The sequence below is a fragment of the Kitasatospora sp. NPDC030952 genome (genome assembly GCF_055571335.1).
On record NZ_JBVIFM010000002.1, the window covers coordinates 1 to 24,536 of the forward strand.

The following is a 24,536-nucleotide window of genomic DNA, read 5'->3' on the forward strand; positions in this document are numbered from 1 at the left end:
CCGACGGCCGCATCGTCGACGAACTCCACCACCCCACCGCCGACACCGTCCTGGACCGCATGCGCCGCTTCGACGCCAAGGGCCGCACCAGCTGAGCCCGTTCACACGTCCGAGCCCACCGATCCCCGAGTACCCCCAGGACTGACGCTCCCCCATGTTCCGCACCGCACTGCGCAACGTACTGGCCCACAAGGGCCGACTGCTGATGACGATGCTCGCCGTCCTGCTCGGCACCGCCTTCGTGGCCGGCACCCTCGTCTTCTCCGACACCGTGGGCCAGGCCCTCCGGACCCAGAACTCCAAGAGCTACGCCGACATCGCCGTCACGGTCAGCGACGACTCGGCCGTCGGCCGCGGCTACGACCACGGCACCAGCCACAGCGCCGGCGCCCCGGCCCTCACCGAGGACGCCCGTCAGAAGATCGCCGCCCTGCCCGGCGTCGCCGACGCCCGCGGGGTCGTCAGCGGCTTCGCCGGCATCGCCGACAAGAAGGGCGCGCTGATCGGCAACGGCTTCTCCACCACCGGCACCAACTACGTGCCGGGCGCCGACGGCACCGACCCGCGCTACCCGCTGGTCCAGGGCCGCGGCCCCAAGGACGCCACCGAGATCGCGCTGGACACCAGGACCGCCGAGAAGGGCGGCTTCAAGGTCGGCGACACCGTCCGGGTCGCGGTCAACGGCCCGGTGATGGAGCTCAAGCTCACCGGCACCCTGCACACCAACGACCCGCGGGTGATGGCCGGGGGCTCGCTGGCCGCCTTCGACGGCGCCACGGCCCAGGACCTCTACCTCAGCCCCGGCCGCTACGCGTCGCTGGACGTCAAGGCCAAACCCGGCACCGACGACGCCGCGCTGCTCACCGCCGTCACGCAGGCCCTGCCCCAGGGCGACAACATCGAGGCCAGGACCGGCCGCGAGCTGGCCGCCGCGCAGGACCGGATGATCGCCCAGGGCAGCAAGATGCTGAACACCTTCCTGCTGAGCTTCGCCGCCATCGCCCTGTTCGTCGGCATCTTCATCATCGCCAACACCTTCTCCATGCTGGTCGCCCAGCGCACCAAGGAGCTGGCCCTGCTGCGCGCCGTCGGCGCCACCCGTCGGCAGATCACCCGCTCGGTGAAGATCGAGGCCGTGCTGGTCGGCCTGACCGCCTCGGTCGGCGGCCTGCTGACCGGCATCGGGATCGCCGTCGGACTCAGGGCGCTGCTCAACGGCCCGATGGACCTCAACCTGCCCGACGGCCCCCTGGTGATCGCCCCCAGCACCATCCTGATCGCGCTCGCGGTCGGCGTGCTGGTGACCCTGGTGGCCGCCTGGCTGCCCGCCCGCCGGGCCTCCCGGATTGCCCCGGTGGCGGCGATGAGCGCCGTCGAGCAGCCCGCCACCCAGAAGAGCCTGGTGGTCCGCAACACCGTCGGCCTGCTGTTCTCGGTCGCCGGACTGGGCGGACTGGCCGCCGGTATCAGCGGCAAGGAGGTCAAGCTGGTCGGCCTCGGCGCGGGCGCCCTGCTGCTCGGCGTGTTCGTACTGACCCCGCTGCTGTCCCGGCCGCTGATCGCACTGCTCGCCCCGCTGCTGCGCGCCGTGTACGGCACCCCGGGCAAGCTCGCCCAGGAGAACGCGGTGCGCAACCCGCGCCGCACCGCCGCCACCGCCTCGGCGCTGACCATCGGCGTCACCCTGATCACCTCGCTGACCGTGATCGGCGCCTCGGTGAACAAGGCCGTGGACGACTCCACCGACAGCGACCTCAAGGCCGACTACACCGTCGCCATGCAGAACGGCACGATGCTGTCCGATGAGGTCGCCACCCAGATCGCCAAGACGCCCGGGGTCAGCGCGATGAGCGTCGAACGCGGCCTCCGGGTCACCGTCGGCCAGGGCGAGGACGACGAGTACCTGACCGCGGTGGACGCGGCGACCATCGACCGGTTGGCCACCGTCAAGATCAAGGAAGGCTCGGCGGACGCGCTCAAGCAGGGCAAGCTGCTGGTCAGTTCCAGCCGCAGCGAGCACGCCGGCTACCGGCTCGGCGACACCCTCGCCGTCACCTACCCGGACGGCACCAAGGGTTCGCTCACCGTCGGCGGCGTCTTGGAGGCCAACACCGCGCTGGCCCCGGTGATCGCCCCGGATGCCGTGGTCGCCCCGCACGCCCAGCCCGGCTCCGGCCCGGACAAGGTCCTGGTCAAGGGCGAGCACGGCGCGACCGAGCAGCTCAAGCAGGCGCTGCGCGACGCCACCGGCGGCAACCCGCTGATCGCGGTCAAGGGCGACAAGGACATCAAGGCGGAGAGCCGCAAGGCCGTCACCGGCCTGCTGAACATGATGTACGGGCTGCTCGGCATGTCCGTGGTGATCGCGGTGCTCGGTGTGGTCAACACCATGGCGATGTCGGTGTTCGAGCGCCGCCGGGAGATCGGCATGCTGCGGGCGATCGGCCTGGACCGGCTCGGCATCCGCCGGATGGTCCGGCTGGAGTCGCTGCTGATCGCGCTGTTCGGCGGGCTGGTCGGGATCGGCCTGGGCATCCTGACCGCCTGGGCGGCGATCCGGACGCTGGCGGACGACCTCAAGGGCATCAGCACCGTGGTGCCGCCGGTGCAGATCGCCTGCTTCCTGCTCGCGGCCGCCGTGATCGGCCTGCTGGCCGCGCTCTGGCCGGCCCACAAGGCGGCGAAGCTGGACATCCTGGGCGCGATCAAGAGCGAGTAGCCCGCCCGCCCCGCGTCACCCCTGGAGCCCCGGACGGTCCGACCGTCCGGGGCTCCGTCGTTCCTCCCGTGCCGGGAACCGGTGCCGGTCCAGGGCGATCCCGGGCGATCCTGGGCGATCGGTGCCGATCGGTGGCGGCTTGTCGGTGGTGCGTGCAAGGATCGGTGCAAGCTGACACAACGTCACACCACGGGGGTGGGTCGTGATTTCGAGCTGGATCACCGGGACGGACTCGAGCGGGTACACGCACACGGCGAAGATCGTCACGCGCGGGAACGACGAACGCTATGTGGAGTGCGACAGCTGCGACTACCAGCGGCGGGTGTCCTGGAGTGCCCGCGACACCGCCGAGTCGCACCTGGGGAGCGCCCACGGCGCGTCCGGGTTCCACCAGCGGCTCGCGGCCGGCCCGTGGGTGGCGGCCGGGATCGCGCTGCTGATGGTGTTCTTCTTCCTGGCCAAGGCCCACGTGTTCTAGGGCGTCGGGAACGACACCGCCCCGCCCGGCGGGGTGGCCGGGCGGGGCGGTGCGGTGAGCTGTGTAGTGAACTACCGGGTCAGGCGGCCGGCTTGGCGGCGACGGGCTTCGCCCCGGCCTTGTTCCCGGAGTTCCCGAACAGGTTGAAGAACACGGCCAGCGTGGGCAGCAGGTAGGCCAGCCAGATCACCAGCTGCAGCACCGTCGGGTCCGGCTGGAAGTTGAACACGCCCTTCAGCAGGGTGCCGTACCAGCTGTCCTTGGGGATGGTGCTGGAGATGTCGAAGGCCACGCTGTGCAGGCCGGGCAGCCAGCCGGCCTCCTGGAGGTCGTGCACACCGTAGGCGAGCACGCCTGCCGCGACCACGACCAGCATCGCGCCGGTCCAGGAGAAGAACCTCGCCAGGTTGATCTTCAGCGCGCCGCGGTAGAACAGCCAGCCGAGCACCACCGAGGTGAGCAGGCCGAGGGCGGCGCCGATCAGCGGGTTCCAGCCGTCGTCGGTGGCCTGCACCGCCGACCAGATGAACAGCGCGGTCTCCAGGCCCTCGCGGCCGACCGCCAGGAAGGAGGTGACCACCAGGGCCGTGGTGCCCATCGCGATCGCCGCGTCCAGCTTGCCGTGCAGCTCGGTCTTCAGGTGCCGGGCGGTGCGGCGCATCCAGAACACCATCCAGGTCACCAGCCCGACCGAGATGATCGACAGCGAGCCGCCGAGCGCCTCCTGGGCCTCGAAGGTGAGCTGCGAGGAACCGAACTGCAGCACCGCGCCGAACACCATGGAGAGCACCACGGCCGCGCTGACGCCCAGCCACACCGGCGGCAGCTTGTCCCGGCGGTCGGTCTTGACCAGGTAGGCGATCAGGATGCAGACGACCAGGCTGGCTTCGAGGCCTTCGCGCAGGCCTATCAGGTAGTTGCCGAACACGGCACTCTCCTCGGGGTTCGAACGGGGCGGGGGATCAGCCGAAGAGCGATTGGCCCCACCACTCCCCCGGCTTGCGCACGCCCGCCGGACAGGCGAAGTGGGCGGAGCCGACGTGCTGGATGTACTCGTTGAGCTTGTCGGAGGCCGCGAGCCGCTGCTGCAGCGGCACGAAGGCCTTGCGGGTGTCGCGCTGGTAGGCGAGGAAGAACAGCCCGGCGTCCAGACGGCCGAGGCCGTCGGTGCCGTCGGTGAAGGAGAAGCCGCGGCGCAGGATCATCAGGCCGCTGTTGGCGTCCGGGTGGGCCAGGGCGACGTGCGAGGTCGCGGGCATCGCCTTGAGGTCGGGGGCGTCGTGCTCCTTGGCGCGGCCGTACGGGGCGCCCTCGCCCTTGGTGCGGCCGAAGGTGTCCTCCTGGTCCTTGAGCGAGGCGCGGTCCCAGGTCTCGATGTGCATCCGGATGCGGCGGGCGACCAGGTAGGAGCCGCCGGTCATCCACTCCGGGCCGTCGCCGGGGCCGGCCCAGACGTGCTGGGCCAGGTTGGTGGCGTCGGTGCCCGCGATGTTGTGGGTGCCGTCCTTGAAACCCATCAGGTTGCGCGGGGTCTGCTCGTCCGGGGTGGTCGAGGAGGTCTTGCCGAAGCCGAGCTGGGACCAGCGGATGTTGACGGTGCCCATGCCGATCCGGGCCAGGTTGCGGATCGCGTGCACGGCGACCTGCGGGTCGTCGGCGCAGGCCTGGACGCAGAGGTCGCCGCCGCTGCGCAGCGGGTCGAGCTTGTCGCCCTTGAAGGGGGGCAGTTCGACCAGGGCGTCCGGGCGCTGGGCCTTGATGCCGAAGCGGTCGATGCCGTCCTTCTCGAACAGGCTGGGCCCGAAGCCGATGGTGAGGGTGAGCCGGGAGGCGGGCAGGCCGAGCGCCTCGCCGGTGTCGTCCGGCGGGGCCTCCGCCGAGCCGGGAACGGCGCCGGTGCCGACCTCACGGCCGCCGGTCATCGCGGCGGCCGCCTTGGTCCACTCCTTGAGCAGCTTGACCAGGGACTCCCGGGTGGCCTTCTCGGAGACGTCGAAGGCCGCGAAGTGCAGCCGGTCCTGGACCGGGGTGGCGATCCCGGACTGGTGCTCCCCGTAGAAGGGCACCTCCCCGGCGGCCGTCGCGCTCGCCGCCGGGGCCGGGTCGTCGTCCTGCCGGACGGCCGCGGCCACCGAGCCGACCGCGGCGGCGCCGAGTGCGACGCCCGCACCGGCCCAGCCGATGACGGCGCGGCGGCTGACCGCGCCCGGGTTGGCGGTGGCGGGGGTGGCAGCGGCCGGGGTGCCGTTCTGCTGCTCGTTCTCGGCGTCCATCGGCGGGCGGGCCCTTCTCACTCTCACTGAACTACTGGAACTGCTGAAACTGCTGAACTGCCGGTGCCGAACGGCTACTTGACGACCACGGCGGCGGCCAGCCTCGACAGCGGCTCGCCCAGCGAGTTGACCGCGTCGGAGAAGGTCTTGCGCTCGGCCTCGGTGACCTTGTCGTACGGCGTGAAGGTGCCGTCGGCCTGCTTGTACTTGGCGAGCAGGGCGGTGATGGCGGTGAACTCGGAGTCCAGGGTCTTGGCCAGCTCCGGGTCCTTCTCGGCGGCGACCGGCTTCAGCAGCTCGTAGGCCTTCCGGGCGCCCTCGACGTTGGCCTGGAAGTCCGCCAGGTCGGTGTGGCTGTAGCGGTCCTCCTCGCCGGTGATCTTGTTGGTGGCGACCTCGTCCAGCAGCTCCTTGGCGCCGTTGGCCATGCTGGTCGCGGTGATCTCCGCCGCGGGGATCTTCTTCTGCCAGTCCTTGAGGTCGGCGACCAGCTGGTCGGCGAGGGTCTTCTCCTCGTCGCCGATCTTCGCGTCGGCCCAGAGCGCCTTCTCCAGGCGGTGCCAGCCGGTCCAGGCCTGGCCCTGCTCCAGCTTGTCCTCGCGGGTGTCGGTCTTGGGGTCGACGTCCCCGAAGCTCTCGGCGACCGGCTCGGTACGCTCCCAGCCGGTGCGCGAGGGCGCGTACAGCGACTTGGCCTTCTCGACGTCGCCGGCCTTGATCGCGGCGGCGAAGGCCTCGACGGCCGGGACGGCGAGGTCGGCCTGCTCCTGGGCGTACGTGCGGTAGGAGTCCACGGCGGCGGCCAGGCGCGGGTCGGCCGGGGCGGTGCTGCCGCCCTCGCCGGTGACCGTGATCTTCTGGCGGATGCCGTCGCCGACCATGCCGGGCTTGCAGGCGATCTCGTACGAGCCGGCCTTGATCTCGGCGTTGATGCCGGCCTTGGTGCCGGGGCCGATGTTCTCCCGCTCGGTGACGATCTTGTCGCCGGCGGCGTAGACGTAGACCTCGGTGGTCTTGGAGCCCTTGTTGCTGATGTCCAGCACCACGTGACCGGCCGGGAAGCTGGTCCTGGAGACCTCGCAGGCGGTGTCGGTGGCGTTGATCTTCACCGCGTCCGAGCCGCCCGCCTTGTCGTCCTTCTTCGACGCGCAGCCGGCCAGGGCGGCGGTCGCCACGGCGAGGCTGAGCAGCGCGGCTGCGGTGGAACGACGACGGGCGGGCATGGGGGCTCCAACGGAAAAGGGCATGGGGGTGCCAAGGCCGGGTAAAGCACCGGCCGGGCCGGTGCCTCCTGTTTAGCTAAGGCATACCTTACGTAAGAAGTCTTTACCGTCGATACCCGGCCCCCTGCCCCGCCCGAACCGTTACCTCCCCGGCCGCCGCTCCCCCGGCACCCGACGGGTCGCCGCGCGGGCCGTCCAGCGGCCCTCGTGGCGGCTGATCCGGATCGGGTGGCCGAAGGTGTCGCTGATCAGCTCGGTGGTCATCACCTCGTCCACCGGCCCGGCCGCCAGGCACTCGCCCTCGCGCAGCAGCAGGGCGTGGGTGGTGCTCTCCGGCAGCTCCTCCAGGTGGTGGGTGACCAGCACGCTCGCCAGCTCCGGGTGCTGGTGGCGCAGCAGGTCCAGGCTGTCCAGCAGCAGCTCACGGGCGGTGAGGTCGAGCCCGGTGGCGGGCTCGTCGAGCAGCAGCAGGCGGGGGCTGGGCATCAGCGCGCGGGCGATCAGCGCCCGGCCGCGCTCGCCCTGGGACAGGGTGGTCCACGGGGCGTCGGCCATCGCTGCCATGCCGAGCGTCTCGATCAGCTGCTCGGCCCGCTCCACCGCCTCGGGGGCGGGCTTGCGGTGCCACTCCGGCTCGATCGTGTTGGTGAACCCGGTGAGCACCACCTCGCGCACGCTCAGCGGCGAGCGCAGCGGGTGGCGCGGGTTGACGTGCCCGAGGTGGGCGCGCAGCTCCCGGATGTCGACCCGGCCCAGTCGGCGGCCGAGCACGTCCACGGTGCCCCGGGTCGGGTGGGAGACCGCGCCGAGCAGGGCGAGCAGGGTGGACTTGCCCGCGCCGTTGGGTCCGAGCAGCGCCCAGTGCTCGCCGGGCTGGATCTCCAGGGTGATCCCGCGCAGCAGGTGCCGGCCGTCGCGCACGACGTCCACGTCCTGGGTGCGCAGCAGCGGGCCGTCGAAGGACGGGTCGGACGTGGTCATGGGGCAGCTCTCCCATTCGCTACACCGGGCAGGGTACGGGCGGGGCGCCGCACCGGCCGGCCGGCGCCGATCGTCCGTGTGCACCGTACAACCGTCGACGGGAGCGGAGCCCGGCCGTCCGAGGGGTGGACCCGCCCCTCCTCTCCCCCAGGGCGTGTGCCGCGCGCCGGGCAGTTTCCAGAACCCTGTTGCGCGAGGGGAGTTGGGGAGGAACATGGTGCCTTTCGAGGGGGACTTCGCGGGGACTTCGAGGGGGACGAGGGGGAGGTGTGGATGGTCGCGGACGAGGAACGGCCCGACAGCCTGCACGGGCTGGTCGAGCGGCAGGCCCGCCGGGCGCCGCAGACGGTGGCGGTGCGCTGCGGCGAGGCCGAGCTGACGTACGGCGAACTGGACGCCCGGGCGGACCGGCTGGCCGCCGCACTGGCCGGGCACGGGCTGGCGCCCGGCGGCCGGGCGGCGGTCGCGCTGGGCCGGGGCACCGAGGTGTACGTGGCGCTGCTGGCGGTGCTCAAGGCGGGCGCCGCGTTCGTGCCGCTGGAGCCGACCGCGCCGGACGCACTGCTGCGGCACGTGCTGGCCGACGCCGCGCCCGACCTGGTGGTCACCGAGGAGCGCCACCGGGTGCGGCTGGCGGACGCGGGCCGGGCCCGGCTGCTCTGTCTCGATGAACTGCCCCTTCCGGAGGTGGAGTTCGAGCGGCCCGAGGCCGCCCCCGGCGACCTCGCCTGCGTCTTCTACACCTCCGGCTCCACCGGCCTGCCCGTCGGCGCGATGGTCGAGCACCGCAACCTGCTGGCCGCGTACGCGGGTTGGCGCGAGGTGTACGGGCTGACGCCCGAGGACCGGATCCTGCAGACGGCGAGCCTGGAGTTCGACGTCTTCACCGCCGACTGGGTGCGGGCGCTGGGCAGCGGCGCCACGCTGGTGGTCACCCCGTTCAACCTCACCCTGGACCGCACCGCCGACCTCGCCGCCCTGCCCGCGCTGGTCACGGAGGAGCGGATCACCGTCCTGGAGCTGAACGTCCGCACCGCGCGCCGCCTCACCGCCCTGCTGACCGCGAGCGGCGCCGCGATGCCGGGGGTGCGGCTGCTCACCGTCGGCGCCGAGAAGTGGTACCTGGACGAGCAGTTGGACCTGCAGCGGCTGCTCGGCGGGGACACCCGGGTGCTGAACGTCTACGGCCTGGCCGAGGCCACCGTGGACAGCACCTGGTTCGAGGTGCGCGGCGCGGCCGCCGCCGAGGGCGCGGAGCGGGTCTCGTTGGTCGGCCGACCTTTCCCCGGCACCCGGGTGTACGTGCTGGGCCCGAACGCCGCCCCGGTGGCCCCCGGGCGGGTCGGCGAGATCGCGATCGCGGGCTCCGGCCTGACCCGTGGCTACCTCAACCGGCCCGCGGACACCGCCCGCCGCTTCGTCCGGGCGAACTACGACCCGGACGGGCGGGTGCTGCTCACCGGCGACCTCGGGCTGCTGCGGGCCGACGGCGTACTGGAGTTCGTCGGCCGGGCCGCGACCGTGGTCGGCCCGCTCGGCTCGGACCGGGCCACCACGGTGACCAGCCGGGTCAAGGCGGCGGCCCGCGCCGAGGGCGCGCTGCGCGCCCACCCGGCCGTGCGGGAGGCCGCCGTGGTCGAGGTGCAGCCCGCACCGGGGCGGCGACTGCTGGTCGGCTACGCGGTTCCCGCGCAGGGGGCGCCGGAGGGAGCTTCAGAGGGGGCGCCGGAGGGAGCTTCGGAGGGGGTGGACGGCTGGTCGCTCACCCAGTACCTGCTGGCGGAGCTCAAGGGCTTCTCCGCGCCCGCCGCCGTGATCTGCGTCCCGGACCTGCCGCGCACCCGCGCCGGAAAGCTGGACCGCGCCGCGCTGCCGCTGCCGGCCCCGCCCGCGCACACCGCGCCGCGCTCGGCCAAGTCCGGCGGCAGCAGGAAGGGCGGCAGCCGGAAGGGCGGCGGCAAGGCCGGGGGCGGGGCGAACGGCAAGGAGGCGACGGGCTGCCTGGCGCTGTTCATCACGGTGGTCGCCACCGTCCTCAGCCGAGCCCTCACCGACGACTTCTTCCCCGGCTCCACGGACCTCTCGGGAGTGCCCGGCACGTACCACTTCTGGTTCGGGCTCCTCTACTTCTGCGAGTGCGCCGCGTTCGGGGGCGGGCTGGCCTTCCTGCTCCTCGGCCTCCCCTCGGTGCTGCGCCAGGGCCGCTCGCTCCGGCTGTCGCTGCTCACCCACCTTTCGGTGTTCTGGCTGCTCGCCAACTGGTGGCTGCAGGACAACCTCTATCGGCTGACCGCGGCCACCGACTGGCCGCGCGAGACGACGATGGTCTACGTGTTCAACGTTCCGCTGATGCTGGCCGCGGTGATCGTCGTGACCTTCCTGCTGAGCAAGCCGAAGACGAAGCGGTAGGGCTCAGTACCCGTGCCTGAACCTGGATCGTGCGTTTGTCCAGGTCGGGAATCGAACGGGCTGGATCGGGGGCCGTGGGTGCGTCGGGGAGCGTGATCAGTCACCGTCGCGGGCCGGCGACGGGTGGGTGGGGAGCCGTCGTGGTTCGGCGGCTCCCCTTTGGGGTGGGTCAGGCGAAGTTCAGATCGAAGACGCCGGGGGTCTTCGGCGTGAAGCGAGCCTCGCCGGTGATGCCCTCGAAGTTGCGGGTGCCGCCGGTGACCACACCGGTGAAACCGTTCTCGTCAGGTGCGCTGACGTTGGGTTTGGTCGGCAGGACTGCGCTGAACCCGATCTCGCCCTGGTTTTTGATCCGGACCTCGCCAGTGCAGAACGCCTGGTCGGAGGTGGTCGCGTCGGTGGAGCAGATGGTGTAGGCGGTACCGATGTTGTTACCGCTGGTGTCCATGACCTTCCCGGTGTTGCCGAACACGGCACTGTCCGTCTGAGGGTTGCCCGAGAAGTCCACGGTGAGTGCCTGGACGGGGGCCGTCCGCTTCGCCGGGGCGTTGTTCGCGAGGGCGGGCGCGCTGAGCGCGCCGACCGTACCGGCCACCAGGCCGGCCAATGTCAGGGCGACGGTGCGCTTGGCGGTGACGGCTCGTTGCATGGATCCTCCTGGGACGCGTCGGGCCGGGTGCCCGAACTCGGCGCCAGTTGATCACAATGGGTCATCAATCGATGACAGTCCGCGGTCCGGGCGGGTCGTGGGCCGGAGCGGACACCCGAACCCGTAGGTCAGGAGATGCTCGCGACCGGCCCGGCCGGCCTCGGCGAGCACGGGGAGCCCGGGGGCGATCGACGCGGACCCGGATGGGCGGCAGCTTCCGGGCCGGAGTGGTGTGATCACAACAACTATCCTGCGAATGAACTGAGTTGAACAATCCTGACCACTTTGGCGTTTGCTCAACGGTCACTCAGCTCGGCTCAGCCCAGCTCGGCTCAGCTCGGCTCGACTCAGCTCGGCTCGGCCCAGCTCGGCTCGGCTCGGCCCAGCTCGGCTCAGCCCCGCTCAGCACAGCGCCTCGAACATCCCGGTCAGCGCGTGGTTGGCCGCCTCGACCAGCGCCTGCGCGGCGTCCAGCGCCTCGGCGTCCGGCCCGGCCAGGGCCAGGCCGACGGCGGGCTCGGGGTCGTGGCCGGCGGTCGGGATCAGCGGCAGCAGGGTGACGCCGAGCCGGGCGCAGCGCGGGCGCAGCCGCTCCAGGTGGTCGTGCAGCGCCTCGGGGGCGAGCCGGGCGCCGAGCGGCATCGCGTCCATGGTGCGGACCAGGTGGCCCGGGCCGCGCACCTGGTCGAGGCGCTCGCGCAGCACGAAGGCGATGGCGGGGCCGGTGAGCCGCAGGTTGATCTCGGTGGGGGCGAGCCGGCGCTGCCGGTCGGTGACGAAGTCGACGTCGTACCAGCCGCGGTAGCCGTCGGCGGCCAGCCGCTCGCCCACCGCGAGGGCGAAGCCGCGGGCCGCCTCGGCGGCGGCCCGCGGCACCGTACCGGGTCCGACGGTGACGCCCTGGTAGCGGGTTCCGGCCACCTCCATCACGCCCGCCCCGACCGGGTGCACGGCGCCGTCCGGGCCGATGACGGCGTCGTAGGTGAGGTCGCGCAGCCGGGCGACCGGGCCCGGGTCCACGTACTCCTCCAACAGCAACTCGCCGTCCGGCGGCAGGATTTCGGAGCGCACCAGGTGGCGCAGCAGGGCGCCCCCGCCACCGGCGGCGAACAGTTCGGCGGGCTCGACCACGACGGTGCCGTAGCCACCGACGCCGTGCGGGCTCTTCAGCACGGTGGTCAGGCCGCGGGCGGCGCGGACGGTCAGCCTGCGGGCGGCCCGGCGGCGACCGCCCGGGCGTTCCTGCTCCGGCAGCACGATTCCGGGGTGTGCGGGCGCGAGCTCCGCGAACAGCCCGTGCGCGGCGGCCTTGGACTCGTAGCGGTGGACGGCGGCCAGCCCGGGCCCCTCGCCCTGGGCCGGCGTACGGCCCCAACTGACCACCGGACGACCGGAGTCGGCGATCGACGCGGCCAGCGCCGGTCGCGCGGCGAGCGCTTCGGCGAGCGTCCGGTCGGGCGCCACTCCGCTGTGCACCTCGACCGGTCCCCAGCTCAACTCCCGGGCCAGCCAGTCGGTCCACTCCCGGTCGACCTCGGCGGGCAGCACCAGCACCGCCGGCTCCGGGCTGTACCCGACGGCCAGGCAGCCGTAGTGGTGCGCCTGGCGCAGCCGCCGCAGGCGCTGCGCGGCGTCCATCCCGGGCGCGAAGAACTGCGCGTTGAAGTCCGCGACGTTCCCGACGTGCACCGCCGCCCGCCCGCCGGTCCAGGCCCCCACCCATCCGTCCACGGGGCGAGAGCTTAGGGCGTCGGAGCGCCGATAGGCACCGCGCGCGCGGTAGTCGGCGGTACTCGGCGGTACTCGGCGGTCACGACGGCGGTGTGGACGGCTTGTTAAGTTCCGATCATTTTTGACCTGACAAGGACACAACTTGGCAAAGTTATGACCTTTCCTCTAGCTCAATCTGACTGATCGCCGTCAATCTCGGTCGCAGCTCTTTGCAGCCCCTTTCCCTGCAGCTACCCCCCACTGGAGCCAGACTTGAGCCCCACCTCCCCCTCCCGTCGTGTCCGCACGGCCGGGGCGATAGCCGTCGTCGCCGCCCTCGCCGCCGTGGCCGTCCCCGCCACCACGGCCTCCGCCGCACCCGCCACCCGCGAGGCGGCGATAGCCGAGGCCCGCGCCAACGTCACCCACAACTCCGGGGTGTTCGGCTACGGCGCGGGCCAGGACCTCGTCCTCAAGGACGTCGTCCTCGACGCCGACGGCGCCTCCCACGTCCGCTTCGACCGCACCTACCAGGGCCTCCCGGTGGTCGGCGGCGACCTGGTCGTCCACCAGGACGCCCGCGGCAGGCTCAAGGACACCTCCCGGGCGGCCGCCCACGACGCCGCCGTGAAGTCCACCACCCCCAAGGTGCCCGCCCAGTCCGGCGCCGCGAACGCGCTCTCCGCCGCCCCCGGCGTGCGGGACGCCGTCAGCACCCCCGAACTGGTCGTCTGGGCCGCCGACGGCACCCCCCGCCTGGCCTGGCGCACCGTCGTCGAGGGCACCGGCGAGCACGGCCAGCCGGCCGGCAAGGTGGTCGTCACCGACGCCACCACCGGCGAGCAGATCGAGTCCTACGACGCCGAGCACCAGGCCGCCGGCACCGGGAACTCCGAGTACACCGGCCAGGTCACCGTCGACACCACCCCGGCCAACGGCGGCTACACTCTCACCGACCCGGTCCGCGGCCACGTCACCAAGGACGCCGGCAACCTCTCCGCGAGCTCGGTCAAGGCCACCTCCGGCACCCCGTTCACCAGCACCACCAACGTGTGGGGCGACGGCAGGAAGTTCTCCACCGACCGGGCCACCGCCGCCGTCGACGCCCACGCCAACACCGCCTGGACGTACGACTACTACAAGAACGTGCACGGCCGGAACGGCATCAAGAACGACGGCAAGGGCGCGACCGTCTTCGTCCACGTCGGCACCAACTGGGACAACGCCCAGTGGTCCGACAGCTGCTTCTGCATGATGACCGGCGACGGCAACGGCAGCACCGACCCCGAGCAGGTCGACCTCGACACCATGGGCCACGAGATGACCCACGGCGTCACCAGCGCCACCGCCAACCTCCGCTACAGCGGCGAGTCCGGCGGCCTCAACGAGTCCACCAGCGACATCTTCGGCACCATGGTGGAGTGGTACGCCAACAACAAGATCGACACCGGCGACTACCTGTTCAGCGACCAGTCCACCCCGCCGTGGCTGCGCCGCTTCGACAAGCCCTCCCTGGACGGCAGTTCGGCCGACTGCTGGAGCAGCTCGGTCGGCAGGCTCGACGTCCACAACTCCTCCGGCGTCGGCAACCACTGGTTCTACCTCGCCAGCGAGGGCAGCGGCAGCAAGACCGTCAACGGCGTCACCTACAACAGCCCCACCTGCAACAAGTCCACCGTCAGCGGCATCGGCAACCAGAAGGTCGCCAAGATCTGGTACCGCGCGCTGACCGTCTACATGACCTCCACCACCAACTACAAGGGCGCCCGCGCCGCCTCCCTCAACGCCGCCCGCGACCTCTACGGCGCCGGCAGCACCGAGTACAACGCGGTCGCCGCCGCGTGGAGCGCCGTCAGCGTCAACTAGGCCCTGTCCGGCCGGAGAGGACCTGGCCGTACCGGCCAGCGGATCAGCTGGAGAACCCGACGTGGACGTGGTCGTGGTGGGTGTCGTCGGTGAAGAACCGGTTGCCGATGCCCGCGATCGCCACCGGCCCGCCCACGTTGTACGAACCGGCCGCCGCCGCGTCCCGCATGAAGGACTCGATCAGCTGCCGGGGCGTGGCCGGGTCCACCACCGCCCGGCCGTCGATCCGCCACACGTCGAAGGCCCGGCCCAGCGGATGATCGCTGGGCCGGGTCGTCCCGAAGACGTCCAGGGGGTGGCCGCTGCGCACCACGCTCACCGACAGCGCGTACGGGCCGGCCAGCCGCAGCATCGCCGTCAGCACGGTGTCGTGGACGGTGCCGCTGCGCAGGTCGGCCGCCGCCTCGGGCGGCAGCTCGATCCTCGGCTCGGCCAGCACCCTGGCCACCGCCGGGGCGGGCGAGGCGGCGGCCGCGCCAGGGTCCCCCGGGTGCACCGCGGTGACGGCCCAGCGCGGCTCGGCCCGGCTCAGCCGGACGTCCACCGTGATGCCGCCCGAGGCCACCGAGCCGTCCGGCTGCCTGGTCCACTGGCGGCAGACCACCAGCACGCTCGCCGAGTCGGCGAGGATCCCGCCGTACTGGGCGTCGATCACCTCCAGGCTCGCCTCCGACGCCGCCGGGGCGAGCCGGCCCGCCTGGTCCGCCAGCCCGGGCGGCAGGCCCAGCGCCGCCACCCGGGCCCGGGCCGCCTCCGCGCCCTGCCCGCCGGGCGGCCAGGCGCCGAGCGCGGCGACCAGCTCGACGGCGCGGCGCTTGACGTCGGGCTGGATCTCGCCGGGGCCGGGCTGCCAGAGCGGCGGATTGGGCAGCGGCGTCGGTGTCGGGGTCGGCGTCGGCGTCGAGGTTGGCGTCGGGGCTTCGGTGGGCGTGGCGGTCGGCACCGGACTCCGGGAAGAACCCGAACCCGTCACGGCCGCACCGGGCTTGGCCCCGCTGGAACACCCGGCCACCCCCAGCAGCACCGCCGCCGCCCCCGCCCGCAGCACCCCGCGCCGGCCCGCGCCCCGGCCACCGTCGCCGGCCCCGGCCTGGTCTCCGGCTCCGTCTCCGCGCCCGTCTCCGCATCCGTCTCCGCGAGTCATGCGGTCAGTATGCGACCGGCGGCCCCGGCCGGGCGCGGGCGTCAGCCCAGACGGCGGATCGGCTCACCCGCCAGGAAGGCCACGATGTCCTCCACCGCCTCGCCGAAGTACCGCCGGTAGTTGTCCTGCGAGACGTAGCCCAGGTGCGGGGTGGCCAGCAGCCGGGGGGCGCTGCGCAGCGGGTGGCCGGCGGGTAGCGGCTCGGTGTCGAAGACGTCCACGGCGGCGCCCGCGATCCGGCCGCCGGTGAGCGCGGCGAGCAGCGCGTCCTGGTCGACGATCGCCGCCCGGGAGGTGTTGACCAGGTAGGCCTCGGGCTTCATCAGGGCGAGTTCGGCGGCGCCGATCAGCCCGCGGGTGCCCGCGTCGGACGCCAGGTGGATCGAGACGAAGTCGCTCTCCCCGAGCAGTTGCTCCTTCGTCCCGGCCCGGCGCACCCCCGCCTCGGCCGCCCGTTCGTCGGTCAGGCTGCGGCTCCAGGCGAGCACGTCCATGCCGAAGGCGAGCCCCACCCGGGCCACCGCGCCGCCGATCCGTCCGAGGCCGAGCAGCCCGAGCGTCCGTCCGTGCAGGTCGGCCCCGACGGTGCTCTGCCAGGGGCCGCCCTCGCGCAGCGCGGTGTTCTCCTGGACGATGCCGCGGGCCAGGCCGAGCAGCAGCGCCCAGGTCAGCTCGACCGGCGGGGTGCCGGAGCTGGCCGTGCCGCAGACCGTGACGCCGTGCGCCGCGGCGGCCTCGTGGTCGATCACCGAGTTGCGCATCCCGGAGGCGATCAGCAGCTTGAGCCGCGGCAGCCGGGCGAACAGCGTGGCGGGGAACGGCACCCGCTCGCGCAGGGTGACCACGATGTCGAACCCGGCGAGGGCGGCGGCCAGTTCCTCCTCCGAGCCGTGGTGCTCGCGGAAGGCCGTCACCTCCACCCGGTCGGCCACCGGGGACCAGTCGGCGGAGCTGGTGGCGACGCCCTGGAAGTCGTCCAGGACGGCGCAGCGAAGCATCGGAAACGTCATGCCCGCAGCTTCCCAGACGGGGGCGACCCGGGTGGGCCGGGCCCGTGGCGGTTGCCGGTCCGGACGAGGGTCCGGACGAGGGTCCGTGAGCGGGGCGGGGCCTTCAGCCGTCCGGGTTCAGCAGCGCCTCGGCGGTGGCCGTCCGGGCGTACAACACCCAGCGGCCGGCGCGGTGGGCGCTGACCAGCCGGGCGTCCCGCAGGGCCGTCAGGTACTGGGAGACGGCCGAGGGGGACAGTCCGGTGCGCCGAGCCAGTTCGCCGGTCGAGGCCGGGGCGGCGAGTTCGGCGAGCAGCAGGGCGCGGGAGCGGCCGAGCACCGCCGCGAGCGCCCGGGTGCCGGGTGAGGGGGCCGGCGCCGTCCAGAGGCCGCCGATCCCCCGGGCCGGGTAGGCGAGTTGCGGCGGGTCCGGCGGGGCGAGCCGGGTGTAGAGGGCGGGGCCGGTGAAGGCGGACGGGATCAGCAGCAGGCCCGGCCCGGCGGTGCCGTGCGGTAGCGGGCGGGAGCGACGGCTCAGCCGCAGGGCGCCGTCCGTCCAGCGCAGTTCGGCGTGCAGGTCGTTCAGCACCCGCTCGGCGCCGTGTTCGGCGGCCTGCCGGGCCCGGTGCAGCACGTCGGCGTCGAGCACCGCGCGGATCCGCGCCCAGTACGGCGCGAGGGCCAGCTCCCAGTACGCCTCGACGGCCTCGGCGAGCCGCGCCAGCCCGGCCCGGGGGTCGGCGTACAGGGCCCGCAGCCGGGGGCCGAGGGCGCCCTGGTCCGCGGCCAGCCGGTCCAGGTCGCGCCGGACCTGCCCGGCGGGGGTGGCCCGGATCGCGGCGAGTTCCCCGGCGAGGGTGGGGGCGGGGCCGGCCGGGGCCGGGTTGATGAAGTCGGGCACGTAGCCGCTCGGCGGCACCACTTCGGCGAGCAGCCCGGACACCGCCGGGCCGAGCGTCGCCAGCCGGGGCCACACCTGCTCCGCCCAGGGCCCGTGAACGGCGTGCGGCAGCCCGGAGCGCAGCAGGCGCAGGCTCGGCCCGACCTCCCACATCGGTGCGACCGCGAACCGCATCCGTGCCAGGTCGCCCGCCGTGACCAGCAGTTCCGCCAACGCCCACCCCCGTGGATTCACACATGTCCGAATCAGTGGCGATCAGGTTAGTGCAGTGGCGATCATGACCGGCATGACCACCGACACCACCCTGACCACCGACACCACCCCGACCGCCGCCGCCTCCGGCACCTGGCAGCTCGGCGACCGCGCCGTCCACCGGATCGGCTTCGGCACGATGCGCCTGCCCCAGACCGGCCCGGCGCTGGTGCCCCACGCCGTACCCCGCGACCGCGACCAGGCCCTGCGGGTGCTGCGCCGCGCGGTCGAGCTGGGCGTCAACCACATCGACACGGCCGCCTTCTACTTCTCCCCGCTGCGCTCCGCCAACGAGCTGGTCAACCGCGCCCTCGCGCCGTACGCCGACGACCTGGTGATCGCCACCAAGGTCGGCCCCGCCCGTGGCACCGACGGCCGGTGGAGCGACCACGCCCGCACCCCCGAGGCGCTGCGCGCCCAGGTCGAGGAGAACCTGCGCCAGCTCGGCCGCGACCACCTCGACCTGGTCAACCTGCGGATCCTCGGCACCGACTCGATCGCCGAACGCTTCGGCGCGCTCGCCGAGTTGGCGCAGGCCGGCCTGATCCGCCGGCTCGGTCTGTCCAACATCCACCCGCACCAGCTCGCCGAGGCCCAGGCCATCGCGCCGGTCAGCTGCGTGCAGAACCCGTACGGCATCGGCGCCCCGGCCGCCCAGGACGAACTGCTGCGGCTCTGCGGGGAGCAGGGCATCGCCTTCGTCCCCTTCTACGCGATCGCCGGCGCCGGTCGGGAGGGCGGCGCCGACGGGGCGGAGCCCGCCGAGGTCCGCACGGTGGCCGAGGCCCGCGGCATCAGCACCGCGCAGGTCCGGCTCGCCTGGACGCTGCACCGGGGCCCGCACGTCCTCGCCATCCCGGGCACCGGCGACGTGGCGCACCTGGAGGACAACATCGCGGCGGGCGCCGTGCGCCTGACGGCCGAGGAGCTCGCCCTGCTGGAGCGGGCCCACACCGGCTGACCCGGAACCACCGGCGGGCCCACCGGCGTCGCTCCGGGGAACCGTTCCCGACCCCGGAGCCCGCCCGTGCCCGCCACCACCACTGCCGCCGCCACCCGCTACCTCTACCTCGCCCGGCACGGCGAGGCCACCCAGGACGGCCCGGACGGCGGCGGCCTCACCCCCGCCGGCCGCCGCCAGGCCGCGCTGCTCGGCCGCCGGCTGGCCGCCCGCCCCATCACGGCCGTCCACCACGGGCCGCTGCCCCGGGCCGCCGAGACCGCGCGGCTGATCGGGGAGCGGCTCGACGGGGTGGCGGTGTCGGTCTGCGCGGAGGCCGGCGACTTCGTCCCGTACGTCCCGGCCGCCGACGAACTCCCCGCCGACAGCGCCGAGTTCCTGCTGCGCTTCCTGGCCGGCGCCTCCCCCGAGGAGCGTGCCGTCGGCCCGGAGCTGGCCCGCCGGGCCGTCGCCCGCTTCACCGGTCCGGTGCCGGGCGCCGAGGAGCGGCACGAACTGGTCGTCACCCACGCCTTCCTGATCGGCTGGCTGGTCCGCCACGCCCTGGACGCCCCGGCCTGGCGCTGGCTCGGCCTCAACGCCGCCAACGCGGCCCTCACCGTCCTGCGCTTCGCCCCGGGCCGCCCCTCGGCCGTCCTGGTCCTCAACGACCAGACCCACCTGCCCGAGGAGCTCCGCTGGACGGGCTTCCCGCCCGAACTGCGGCTCTGAGCGGCCGACCGGATGCCGGCGCCGGACGTCGGCCCGCCCGACTTCCGGCGCGACCGGCGGGCGGCAAACCGACTACCCGCTACCGGCTATCGGCTACCGGCTACCGCTGGGCGGCGGCCTGGTGCAGATGGCGGCTCACATCGCCGACCAGGGTGATCCTGACCCGCCGTTCGGCGAACCGCCAACGGCCGTCGACGCGTTCGAAGCGGTCCTGGTAGCGCCCGGCGGCGATGGGCTGCAGCGGCAGCTCGGGCAGGGCCTGCAGCACGGTGACGTACGAGCGCGCGGCCGCCGTCCCCGCCTGCTCGTCCACCTCGACGGCAAGGTTGCTGACCACGTGCTGGGTGCGCGGCGTGCCGTCGGCGTAGACGATCACCGTGTCCCGGAACATCCGCTCGATCGCCTCGCGCCCGCGCACCCGCCCGCCGCTGCCGGTGAAGACCGCGTCGGCGAGCAGCTCGCCCAGCCCCGCGAAGTCCCCGTCGTCCACCAGCTCGGCGTAGCGCGCGATCAGGTTCCCGACCGCCTGGTGTCCGGCCGCCGGCTCCCCGGGCGCACCGTTCGTCATCGACACAACTCCCCCTCCTGCTGTCATCCGAGCTCTCCCCGGTGGACGCCGACGACCGCCGACGACCGCCGACGGGCCCGCCGGGCTCATGATCCGGATCGTCCCTCTGCCGGGCGGTGCTGTCAAAAGCGGTCGGACAGGCCCTACCGCGCGCGTTCCAGGACCAGTTCGGTCCAGCTCACGTCCTGGCGTCCGTGCAGGTCGGGGCGTTCGCCGCGGTGGAGCAGCCGCAGGCCGTGGGTCTCGGCCAGGGTGACGGTGGGCTCGGCCGGGAGGTCGAACATCCGGCGGCCGGGCGGGACCGGCCCGTGCCGCAGCGTGAGGGCGAGTCGGCCGCCGGGGGCCAGCAGCCGGGCCACGGCGGCCATCGCGGGCGGGCGCTCGGCGGGGGCGAGGTGCATCCACACCGCGGTGATCAGGACGAGGTCGAAGCGTTCGCCCTCCGCGCTCAGGCCGGGCAGGGCGGGCAGCGCGTCGGCGACCCACCGTACGCCGGAGTCGGCATGCAACCCTTCGCCGAGGGCGCGCAGTTGGGGTGTCGGCTCGGCCGCCACCACCCGGTGGCCGAGCGCCGCGAGGGCGGCCGCGTCGCGCCCGGTGCCGGCGCCGATGTCCAGGACGGCGGCGGGTGGGGCCGGGTAGAGATGCAGCAGTGCGCGGTGGACCTCGGTGAAGTCCACGCTCTCGTACTGGACGGCGAGTTGTGCCGCCGCCTCGCCGTACCCGGCCGTGCCGGCCGGGGCGCTCACGCCGACTCCCGGACGACCACCGCGTCGCCGGCGGCGGCCGCGCCCGCGAAGAAGTCCCGCAGGTCTCGCAGGTCGTTGACGACCCGGCTGGCCCAGGACTCCGACCAGGGCGGCGCGGAGTCGAGTTGGGCGACCCGGCGGGCGAGCACCGTGTCCTGCTGGCGGACGAGTTCGCCGAGCGCGGAGTCCCGCAGGAAGGTGAAGGCGGCGGCGACCTGTTCGGGGCGCAGCACCAGCATCTCGTCTCCGTTCTCCCGGTGGGCGCCTGCGTAGACGGGCAGCCGGGCGGCCGGGTCGGGGTGCAGGCCGTTCTCGGTGAGCGCGAGTTCCATCAGGACGGCGGTCTGCCGCACGCCGAGGGCGAGTCCGGCCTCGACCAGGCGGTCGTAGCCGACGTCGCGGCTCCGGGGCACCAGTTCGCCGAGTTCCTCGGGCGAACAGGCGTCCACGGCCTGACCCGGCAGGCGACGCCAGAAGTGATCCACGCTCACCCGGAAAGCGTAGCGAACGGCGGGCCCGGCGATCAGTGACCGCGGGCCCGTCTCAGCATTCGGGCTGCGTCAGGATCCGAAAGGGCGGGGTTCAGGCCTCGCCGGGGTGCCAGGCCGGCCATTCCCAGGGGCGGTCGGCCCAGTGCACCTTGGCGGGGTCGTGCGGGTCGAGGCCGGGGAATAGCTGCTGGATGCGGGGTTCGAACTCCTCGGGGGCGAGCGGCTCCCAGCCGTGGCCCTCGAAGTGGACGAGGCGGTAGCGGCTGTCGGTCCGGAACTCGGCGATCTCGACCGGGTGTGCGGACGTGCTGGTGGTCTCCATGACCCCCAGCATGTGGCGCGGCGGCAATCAGCGCCCGCTCAGACCCCTCTTCCGGGTCATGTCCCGGCGTCGGCGCGCTCGTTGAGCACGGAAAGGTACGGCGGGGGGCGGCGCTGGAAGGACGATCACATGACTGGGCAGCCCACCGGAGAGCAGTGGCAATGGCCGTCGAACGCCTGGCAGCCCCCTCCGGTCCCCATCCCGGCGCAGGTCGGGCCGCCTCCGCTGGGGCCGCCGGCGGGGCCGGATCCGGGGCCGGGCCAGGGGCCGGACCAGGGCCCGCCGCGCCGTTCGCGGAAGGTCTGGGCGGTGACGGCGGGCGGGACGCTGGTGCTGCTGGCCGCGGTGCTGGTGATGTGCGGGCCGGGTTCGGGCGATGACCTCCGGGTGGTGGCGGTGCCGGAGGCCTCGCCGACGGCGTCCCCCTCGGACCTGCTGCCGGTCGTCCCGCCGGGCGGCACGCCCTCGCCCTCCCCGGGGCCGTCCCCCGCGCCGTGGGGCGCCCTGCCGGTCGGCGGCACTCCTGCCGCCGCGGTGGCCTCCGGAGCGGCGGCCTCCGGCGGGGCGGCCTCCGGCGGGGCGGAGCAGGCCGAAGCCCAACACGCCTCGCCCGGGGCGCACCCCAAGCCGGGTCGCGGCTCGCACCCGGGTGCGAGCGGCCGCCCGACCCCGAGCACGGGCCCGGGCGCGCCGGGGATCCCCTCGCTCGGCCCGGGCACGATCTGCGACCAGGCCGAGCGGGTCGGCCGCTGGCCGGCCGGTTCGGAGCAGGCCCGGATCTGCCGCGGCGTGTACGGCTGACCCGCGCCCGGGGCCGCCGCGCGCCGGAGCGGGCCCACAGCGGCCCCCGCACCGGCCTCACGACGTGCCCCGCACCGGCCCCGCACCGGCCTCACGACGTGCCCACCACCGGCCCCGCACCGGCCTCACGGCGTGCCCAGCAGCCCCTTGTCCAGCCGGGGCGCCAGCACCCGGGCCAAGGTGTCCGTGATGTGCCCGGTGTCCCGGTAGAGCACCACGCCCTCCAGGACGGCCGGGCAGTCCGGCCCGCTGCCCGGGCAGAGCACCGGCCCGAGGTCGAGGGTCCGGACGCCGTAACGGGCCGCGAGGCCGCCGTCGAGCAGCGGGTCCGACTCGAAGGCGGTCTCGCGGGGGAAGAAGCAGGCGTCGGAGCGGCCGTCGGAGGCGGCCAGGCAGGTGGGGATGTCCTTGCCCGGCATCGGGGTGTCGCCGAGGTAGGCGAGCGGGGCGCCGATCGCGGTCAGCCGGTCCAGGGTGCGGGTCCAGCCGGCGGTGCGCTCCTCCTGGCTGCCGTAGCGGTTGAGGCCGGCCATCAGGACCAGCCGGGGCTTGGGCCCGGAGGTGAGCCGGGTGAGGGTGTTCTCGCGCCAGCGGTCGCATTCGTCGTAGCTGCGGCCGAGGACGTCGTTGCGCACGGTCAGGGTGGCCAGCGGGCAGCCGGGCTTGACCAGCACCTCCAGCGCCCAGTGCCGCTGTTCGGCCAGTTCGAGCCCGGCGGAGATCCACTGTCCGGCGTGCGAGTCGCCGAGCAGCACGATCCGGTCGGGGCTGTCCTGGTTGCCGAACAGGCAGCGCGGGCTGGCGTCGGCGTTGAGCGGGATCTCGCAGCCCTTGCCGGGCGGGAAGTCCTCCCGGGCGCGGGCGAGCGAGGGGGTGAGGCCGAGCACCCGGGTGCCGGGGGCAAGCAGGGCGGGTCCGTCCACGGCTCCGGCGGGTGCGGCGGCCGGGGTGTCCGCGGTGCCGCCGAGCGCGCGGACGGTGCCGCCGCCGAGGGTGAGGGCGGCGATCAGCGGGATGACCAGGGCGCTGGCGCCGACGGCGAGGCCGCGCCGGGGCGCCGGGCTGCTGCCGTACCGCAGCGGCTGCTCGACCAGGCGCAGGGTGAGCCAGGCGGGCAGGGCGCTGGCGGCGGTCAGGGCGAGCAGCACGGTCCAGGGCAGCGGGCCGTACCGGGCCTGGGCGATGGTGAGCACCGGCCAGTGCCACAGGTACCAGGCGTACGAGAGGCGGCCGGCGGCGCGCAGCGGGCGGGTGGCGAGCAGTCCGCGGACCGCGCGGTCGGCGGGGGCGGCGAGCAGCAGGGCGGCGGTGCCGAGGACGGGGACCAGGGCGGCCGCGCCGGGGAAGGGGGTGTTGCGGTCGAACAGGAGGACCGCCGCGAGGACGGCCGCCAGGCCCGCCCAGCCGAGCAGGCGCAGCGCCCCGGTCAGGGCGCGCCCGGGGGTGCGGGCGGCGAGGGCGCTGCCGAGCAGGGCGGCGCAGGCGCCGGCCGCGAACTCCCAGAGCCGGCTGCCGGTGGAGAAGTAGGCGAGCGGCGCGGAGGTGGCCGTCCAGCGCAGGCAGAGCGCCAGGGAGGTGCCGCCGATGGCGAGGGTGGCGAGGGTGATCGCCAGGGTGCGGCGGCGCCCGTGCAGGTAGCGGGCGAGGCCGAGCAGCAGGACGCCCCAGAGCAGGTAGAACTGGTTCTCCACGCCGAGGGACCAGAAGTGCTGGAGCGGGCTGGGGTCGCGTTCGGCGGCCAGGTAGTCGGTCTGCTGGCCGACGAAGCGCCAGTTGGCGAACTGGCCGGCGGCGGCGATGAGGTCGCGGGCGAGGTCGGTGCCGCGCAGCGGGTCGAGCAGGGCGCCGCCGGCGGCCGCGGTGGCGACCAGCACGGTGGCTGCGGCGGGCAGGATGCGCCGGGCCCGGCGGGCGGCGAAGTCCCACAGGCCGATCGGGCGGCCGGTGAGCAGGCCGGTGATCAGGAAGCCGGAGATGACGAAGAAGACGTCGACGCCGACGAAGCCGCCGGCGGGTCCGGGGACGGCGGCGTGGAAGGCGAGGACGGAGAGCACGGCGATGCCGCGCAGCCCCTCGATGTCGGGGCGGAAGGCGGTGCGCCGGCGGGGTTCGCCGGTCGGCGCCACCTCGGCGGAGGCGGAGGTCGGGTCGGTTCCGGCGGCGACGGCCTGCCGGCCCAACCGGACGGCTCCGGGCAGCAGTTCGGCGGAAGGGGACGTGGACGACGTCGGTGGTACGGCCGTTGACACGGCGGTGCTCCTTGCTGGGCTGGCAGCGGTGGTCGGGCCGGCCGGGCCGATGGGGCGGCCGGGCGGCGGGGTCCGCGCCGGTGGGGCGAC

Annotated in this window: 21 protein-coding genes and 1 pseudogene; 8 read left to right on the forward strand and 14 right to left on the reverse strand. The window is 74.0% G+C overall.

Annotation, left to right across the window (positions count from 1 at the left end; translation table 11 throughout):
* From ACZ47G_RS04865 to ACZ47G_RS04875, 3 genes and pseudogenes are all read left to right on the forward strand, one after another.
* Positions 1 to 95 (forward strand): annotated as a pseudogene (locus tag ACZ47G_RS04865) (ABC transporter ATP-binding protein); the annotation flags it as partial.
* Positions 96 to 154: 59 nt separating this feature from the next.
* Complete coding sequence (locus ACZ47G_RS04870) at positions 155 to 2,719, forward strand: ABC transporter permease (protein WP_465740039.1); 2,565 nt, start codon at positions 155 to 157, stop codon at positions 2,717 to 2,719.
* A 289-nt stretch (positions 2,720 to 3,008) separates the two neighbouring features.
* On the forward strand, positions 3,009 to 3,197 hold the full coding sequence (locus ACZ47G_RS04875) for a hypothetical protein (RefSeq protein WP_465740040.1): 189 nt from the start codon (positions 3,009 to 3,011) through the stop codon (positions 3,195 to 3,197).
* Between the two features lie 79 nt (positions 3,198 to 3,276).
* On the opposite strand, the gene efeU is transcribed toward ACZ47G_RS04875, so the two are convergent.
* The 4 genes from efeU to ACZ47G_RS04895 form a co-directional block, all read right to left on the reverse strand.
* Complete coding sequence (gene efeU / locus ACZ47G_RS04880; protein ID WP_465740041.1) at positions 3,277 to 4,125, reverse strand: iron uptake transporter permease EfeU; 849 nt, start codon at positions 4,123 to 4,125, stop codon at positions 3,277 to 3,279.
* 34 nt (positions 4,126 to 4,159) lie between these two features.
* Entirely contained in the window at positions 4,160 to 5,470 is a 1,311-nt protein-coding gene (gene efeB / locus ACZ47G_RS04885; RefSeq protein WP_465740042.1) for an iron uptake transporter deferrochelatase/peroxidase subunit, read from the reverse strand.
* A gap of 74 nt (positions 5,471 to 5,544) precedes the next feature.
* On the reverse strand, positions 5,545 to 6,693 hold the full coding sequence (gene efeO, locus ACZ47G_RS04890) for an iron uptake system protein EfeO (RefSeq protein WP_465740043.1): 1,149 nt from the start codon (positions 6,691 to 6,693) through the stop codon (positions 5,545 to 5,547).
* Between the two features lie 141 nt (positions 6,694 to 6,834).
* Positions 6,835 to 7,674, reverse strand: a complete 840-nt coding sequence (locus tag ACZ47G_RS04895) for an ABC transporter ATP-binding protein (protein ID WP_465740044.1) — start codon at positions 7,672 to 7,674, stop codon at positions 6,835 to 6,837.
* Between the two features lie 273 nt (positions 7,675 to 7,947).
* On the opposite strand from ACZ47G_RS04895, the gene ACZ47G_RS04900 reads away from it, so the two are divergent.
* On the forward strand, positions 7,948 to 10,083 hold the full coding sequence (locus tag ACZ47G_RS04900) for an AMP-binding protein (RefSeq protein ID WP_465740045.1): 2,136 nt from the start codon (positions 7,948 to 7,950) through the stop codon (positions 10,081 to 10,083).
* A 169-nt stretch (positions 10,084 to 10,252) separates the two neighbouring features.
* Here ACZ47G_RS04900 and ACZ47G_RS04905 read toward each other — a convergent pair whose 3' ends face one another.
* On the reverse strand, positions 10,253 to 10,732 hold the full coding sequence (locus tag ACZ47G_RS04905) for a hypothetical protein (RefSeq protein WP_465740046.1): 480 nt from the start codon (positions 10,730 to 10,732) through the stop codon (positions 10,253 to 10,255).
* 402 nt (positions 10,733 to 11,134) lie between these two features.
* Positions 11,135 to 12,463, reverse strand: a complete 1,329-nt coding sequence (locus ACZ47G_RS04910) for a hypothetical protein (protein WP_465740047.1) — start codon at positions 12,461 to 12,463, stop codon at positions 11,135 to 11,137.
* A gap of 252 nt (positions 12,464 to 12,715) precedes the next feature.
* Between ACZ47G_RS04910 and ACZ47G_RS04915 the strand changes: the two genes are divergently transcribed.
* Positions 12,716 to 14,308, forward strand: a complete 1,593-nt coding sequence (locus tag ACZ47G_RS04915) for a M4 family metallopeptidase (RefSeq protein WP_465740048.1) — start codon at positions 12,716 to 12,718, stop codon at positions 14,306 to 14,308.
* 43 nt (positions 14,309 to 14,351) lie between these two features.
* On the opposite strand, the gene ACZ47G_RS04920 is transcribed toward ACZ47G_RS04915, so the two are convergent.
* From ACZ47G_RS04920 to ACZ47G_RS04930, 3 genes are all read right to left on the reverse strand, one after another.
* Positions 14,352 to 15,251, reverse strand: coding sequence for a hypothetical protein (locus ACZ47G_RS04920; protein ID WP_465740049.1), 900 nt, complete (start codon positions 15,249 to 15,251; stop codon positions 14,352 to 14,354).
* Between the two features lie 242 nt (positions 15,252 to 15,493).
* The gene (locus tag ACZ47G_RS04925; protein WP_465740050.1) at positions 15,494 to 16,462 is read right to left on the reverse strand and encodes a D-2-hydroxyacid dehydrogenase family protein; all 969 of its coding nucleotides are present in this window, start codon (positions 16,460 to 16,462) and stop codon (positions 15,494 to 15,496) included.
* A 103-nt stretch (positions 16,463 to 16,565) separates the two neighbouring features.
* Positions 16,566 to 17,555 carry a DUF5937 family protein gene (locus ACZ47G_RS04930; RefSeq protein ID WP_465740051.1) on the reverse strand — a complete coding sequence of 330 codons (990 nt, stop codon included), beginning with the start codon at positions 17,553 to 17,555 and terminating at the stop codon, positions 16,566 to 16,568.
* A 64-nt stretch (positions 17,556 to 17,619) separates the two neighbouring features.
* On the opposite strand from ACZ47G_RS04930, the gene ACZ47G_RS04935 reads away from it, so the two are divergent.
* Positions 17,620 to 18,555, forward strand: coding sequence for an aldo/keto reductase (locus tag ACZ47G_RS04935; protein ID WP_465740052.1), 936 nt, complete (start codon positions 17,620 to 17,622; stop codon positions 18,553 to 18,555).
* A gap of 66 nt (positions 18,556 to 18,621) precedes the next feature.
* A complete protein-coding gene (locus tag ACZ47G_RS04940) occupies positions 18,622 to 19,266 on the forward strand; it encodes a histidine phosphatase family protein (protein ID WP_465740053.1) in 645 nt (214 codons plus the stop codon).
* 100 nt (positions 19,267 to 19,366) lie between these two features.
* Here the strand turns inward: ACZ47G_RS04940 and ACZ47G_RS04945 are convergent, their stop codons facing one another.
* From ACZ47G_RS04945 to ACZ47G_RS04960, 4 genes are all read right to left on the reverse strand, one after another.
* On the reverse strand, positions 19,367 to 19,834 hold the full coding sequence (locus ACZ47G_RS04945; protein WP_465740054.1) for a nuclear transport factor 2 family protein: 468 nt from the start codon (positions 19,832 to 19,834) through the stop codon (positions 19,367 to 19,369).
* A 143-nt stretch (positions 19,835 to 19,977) separates the two neighbouring features.
* On the reverse strand, positions 19,978 to 20,583 hold the full coding sequence (locus ACZ47G_RS04950; RefSeq protein WP_465740055.1) for a class I SAM-dependent methyltransferase: 606 nt from the start codon (positions 20,581 to 20,583) through the stop codon (positions 19,978 to 19,980).
* Entirely contained in the window at positions 20,580 to 21,074 is a 495-nt protein-coding gene (locus ACZ47G_RS04955; protein ID WP_465740056.1) for a hypothetical protein, read from the reverse strand. The genes ACZ47G_RS04950 and ACZ47G_RS04955 overlap by 4 nt, the downstream gene beginning before the upstream one ends.
* Before the next feature lie 91 nt (positions 21,075 to 21,165).
* Positions 21,166 to 21,396, reverse strand: coding sequence for a hypothetical protein (locus ACZ47G_RS04960; protein ID WP_465740057.1), 231 nt, complete (start codon positions 21,394 to 21,396; stop codon positions 21,166 to 21,168).
* 309 nt (positions 21,397 to 21,705) lie between these two features.
* Here ACZ47G_RS04960 and ACZ47G_RS04965 point away from each other — a divergent pair, with 309 nt between their 5' ends.
* Positions 21,706 to 22,197 (forward strand): hypothetical protein, encoded by a 492-nt coding sequence (locus ACZ47G_RS04965; protein WP_465740058.1) that lies wholly within the window; start codon positions 21,706 to 21,708, stop codon positions 22,195 to 22,197.
* A gap of 125 nt (positions 22,198 to 22,322) precedes the next feature.
* Here ACZ47G_RS04965 and ACZ47G_RS04970 read toward each other — a convergent pair whose 3' ends face one another.
* Positions 22,323 to 24,446, reverse strand: a complete 2,124-nt coding sequence (locus tag ACZ47G_RS04970; RefSeq protein WP_465740059.1) for an acyltransferase family protein — start codon at positions 24,444 to 24,446, stop codon at positions 22,323 to 22,325.
* Between the last annotated feature and the right edge of the window lie 90 nt (positions 24,447 to 24,536).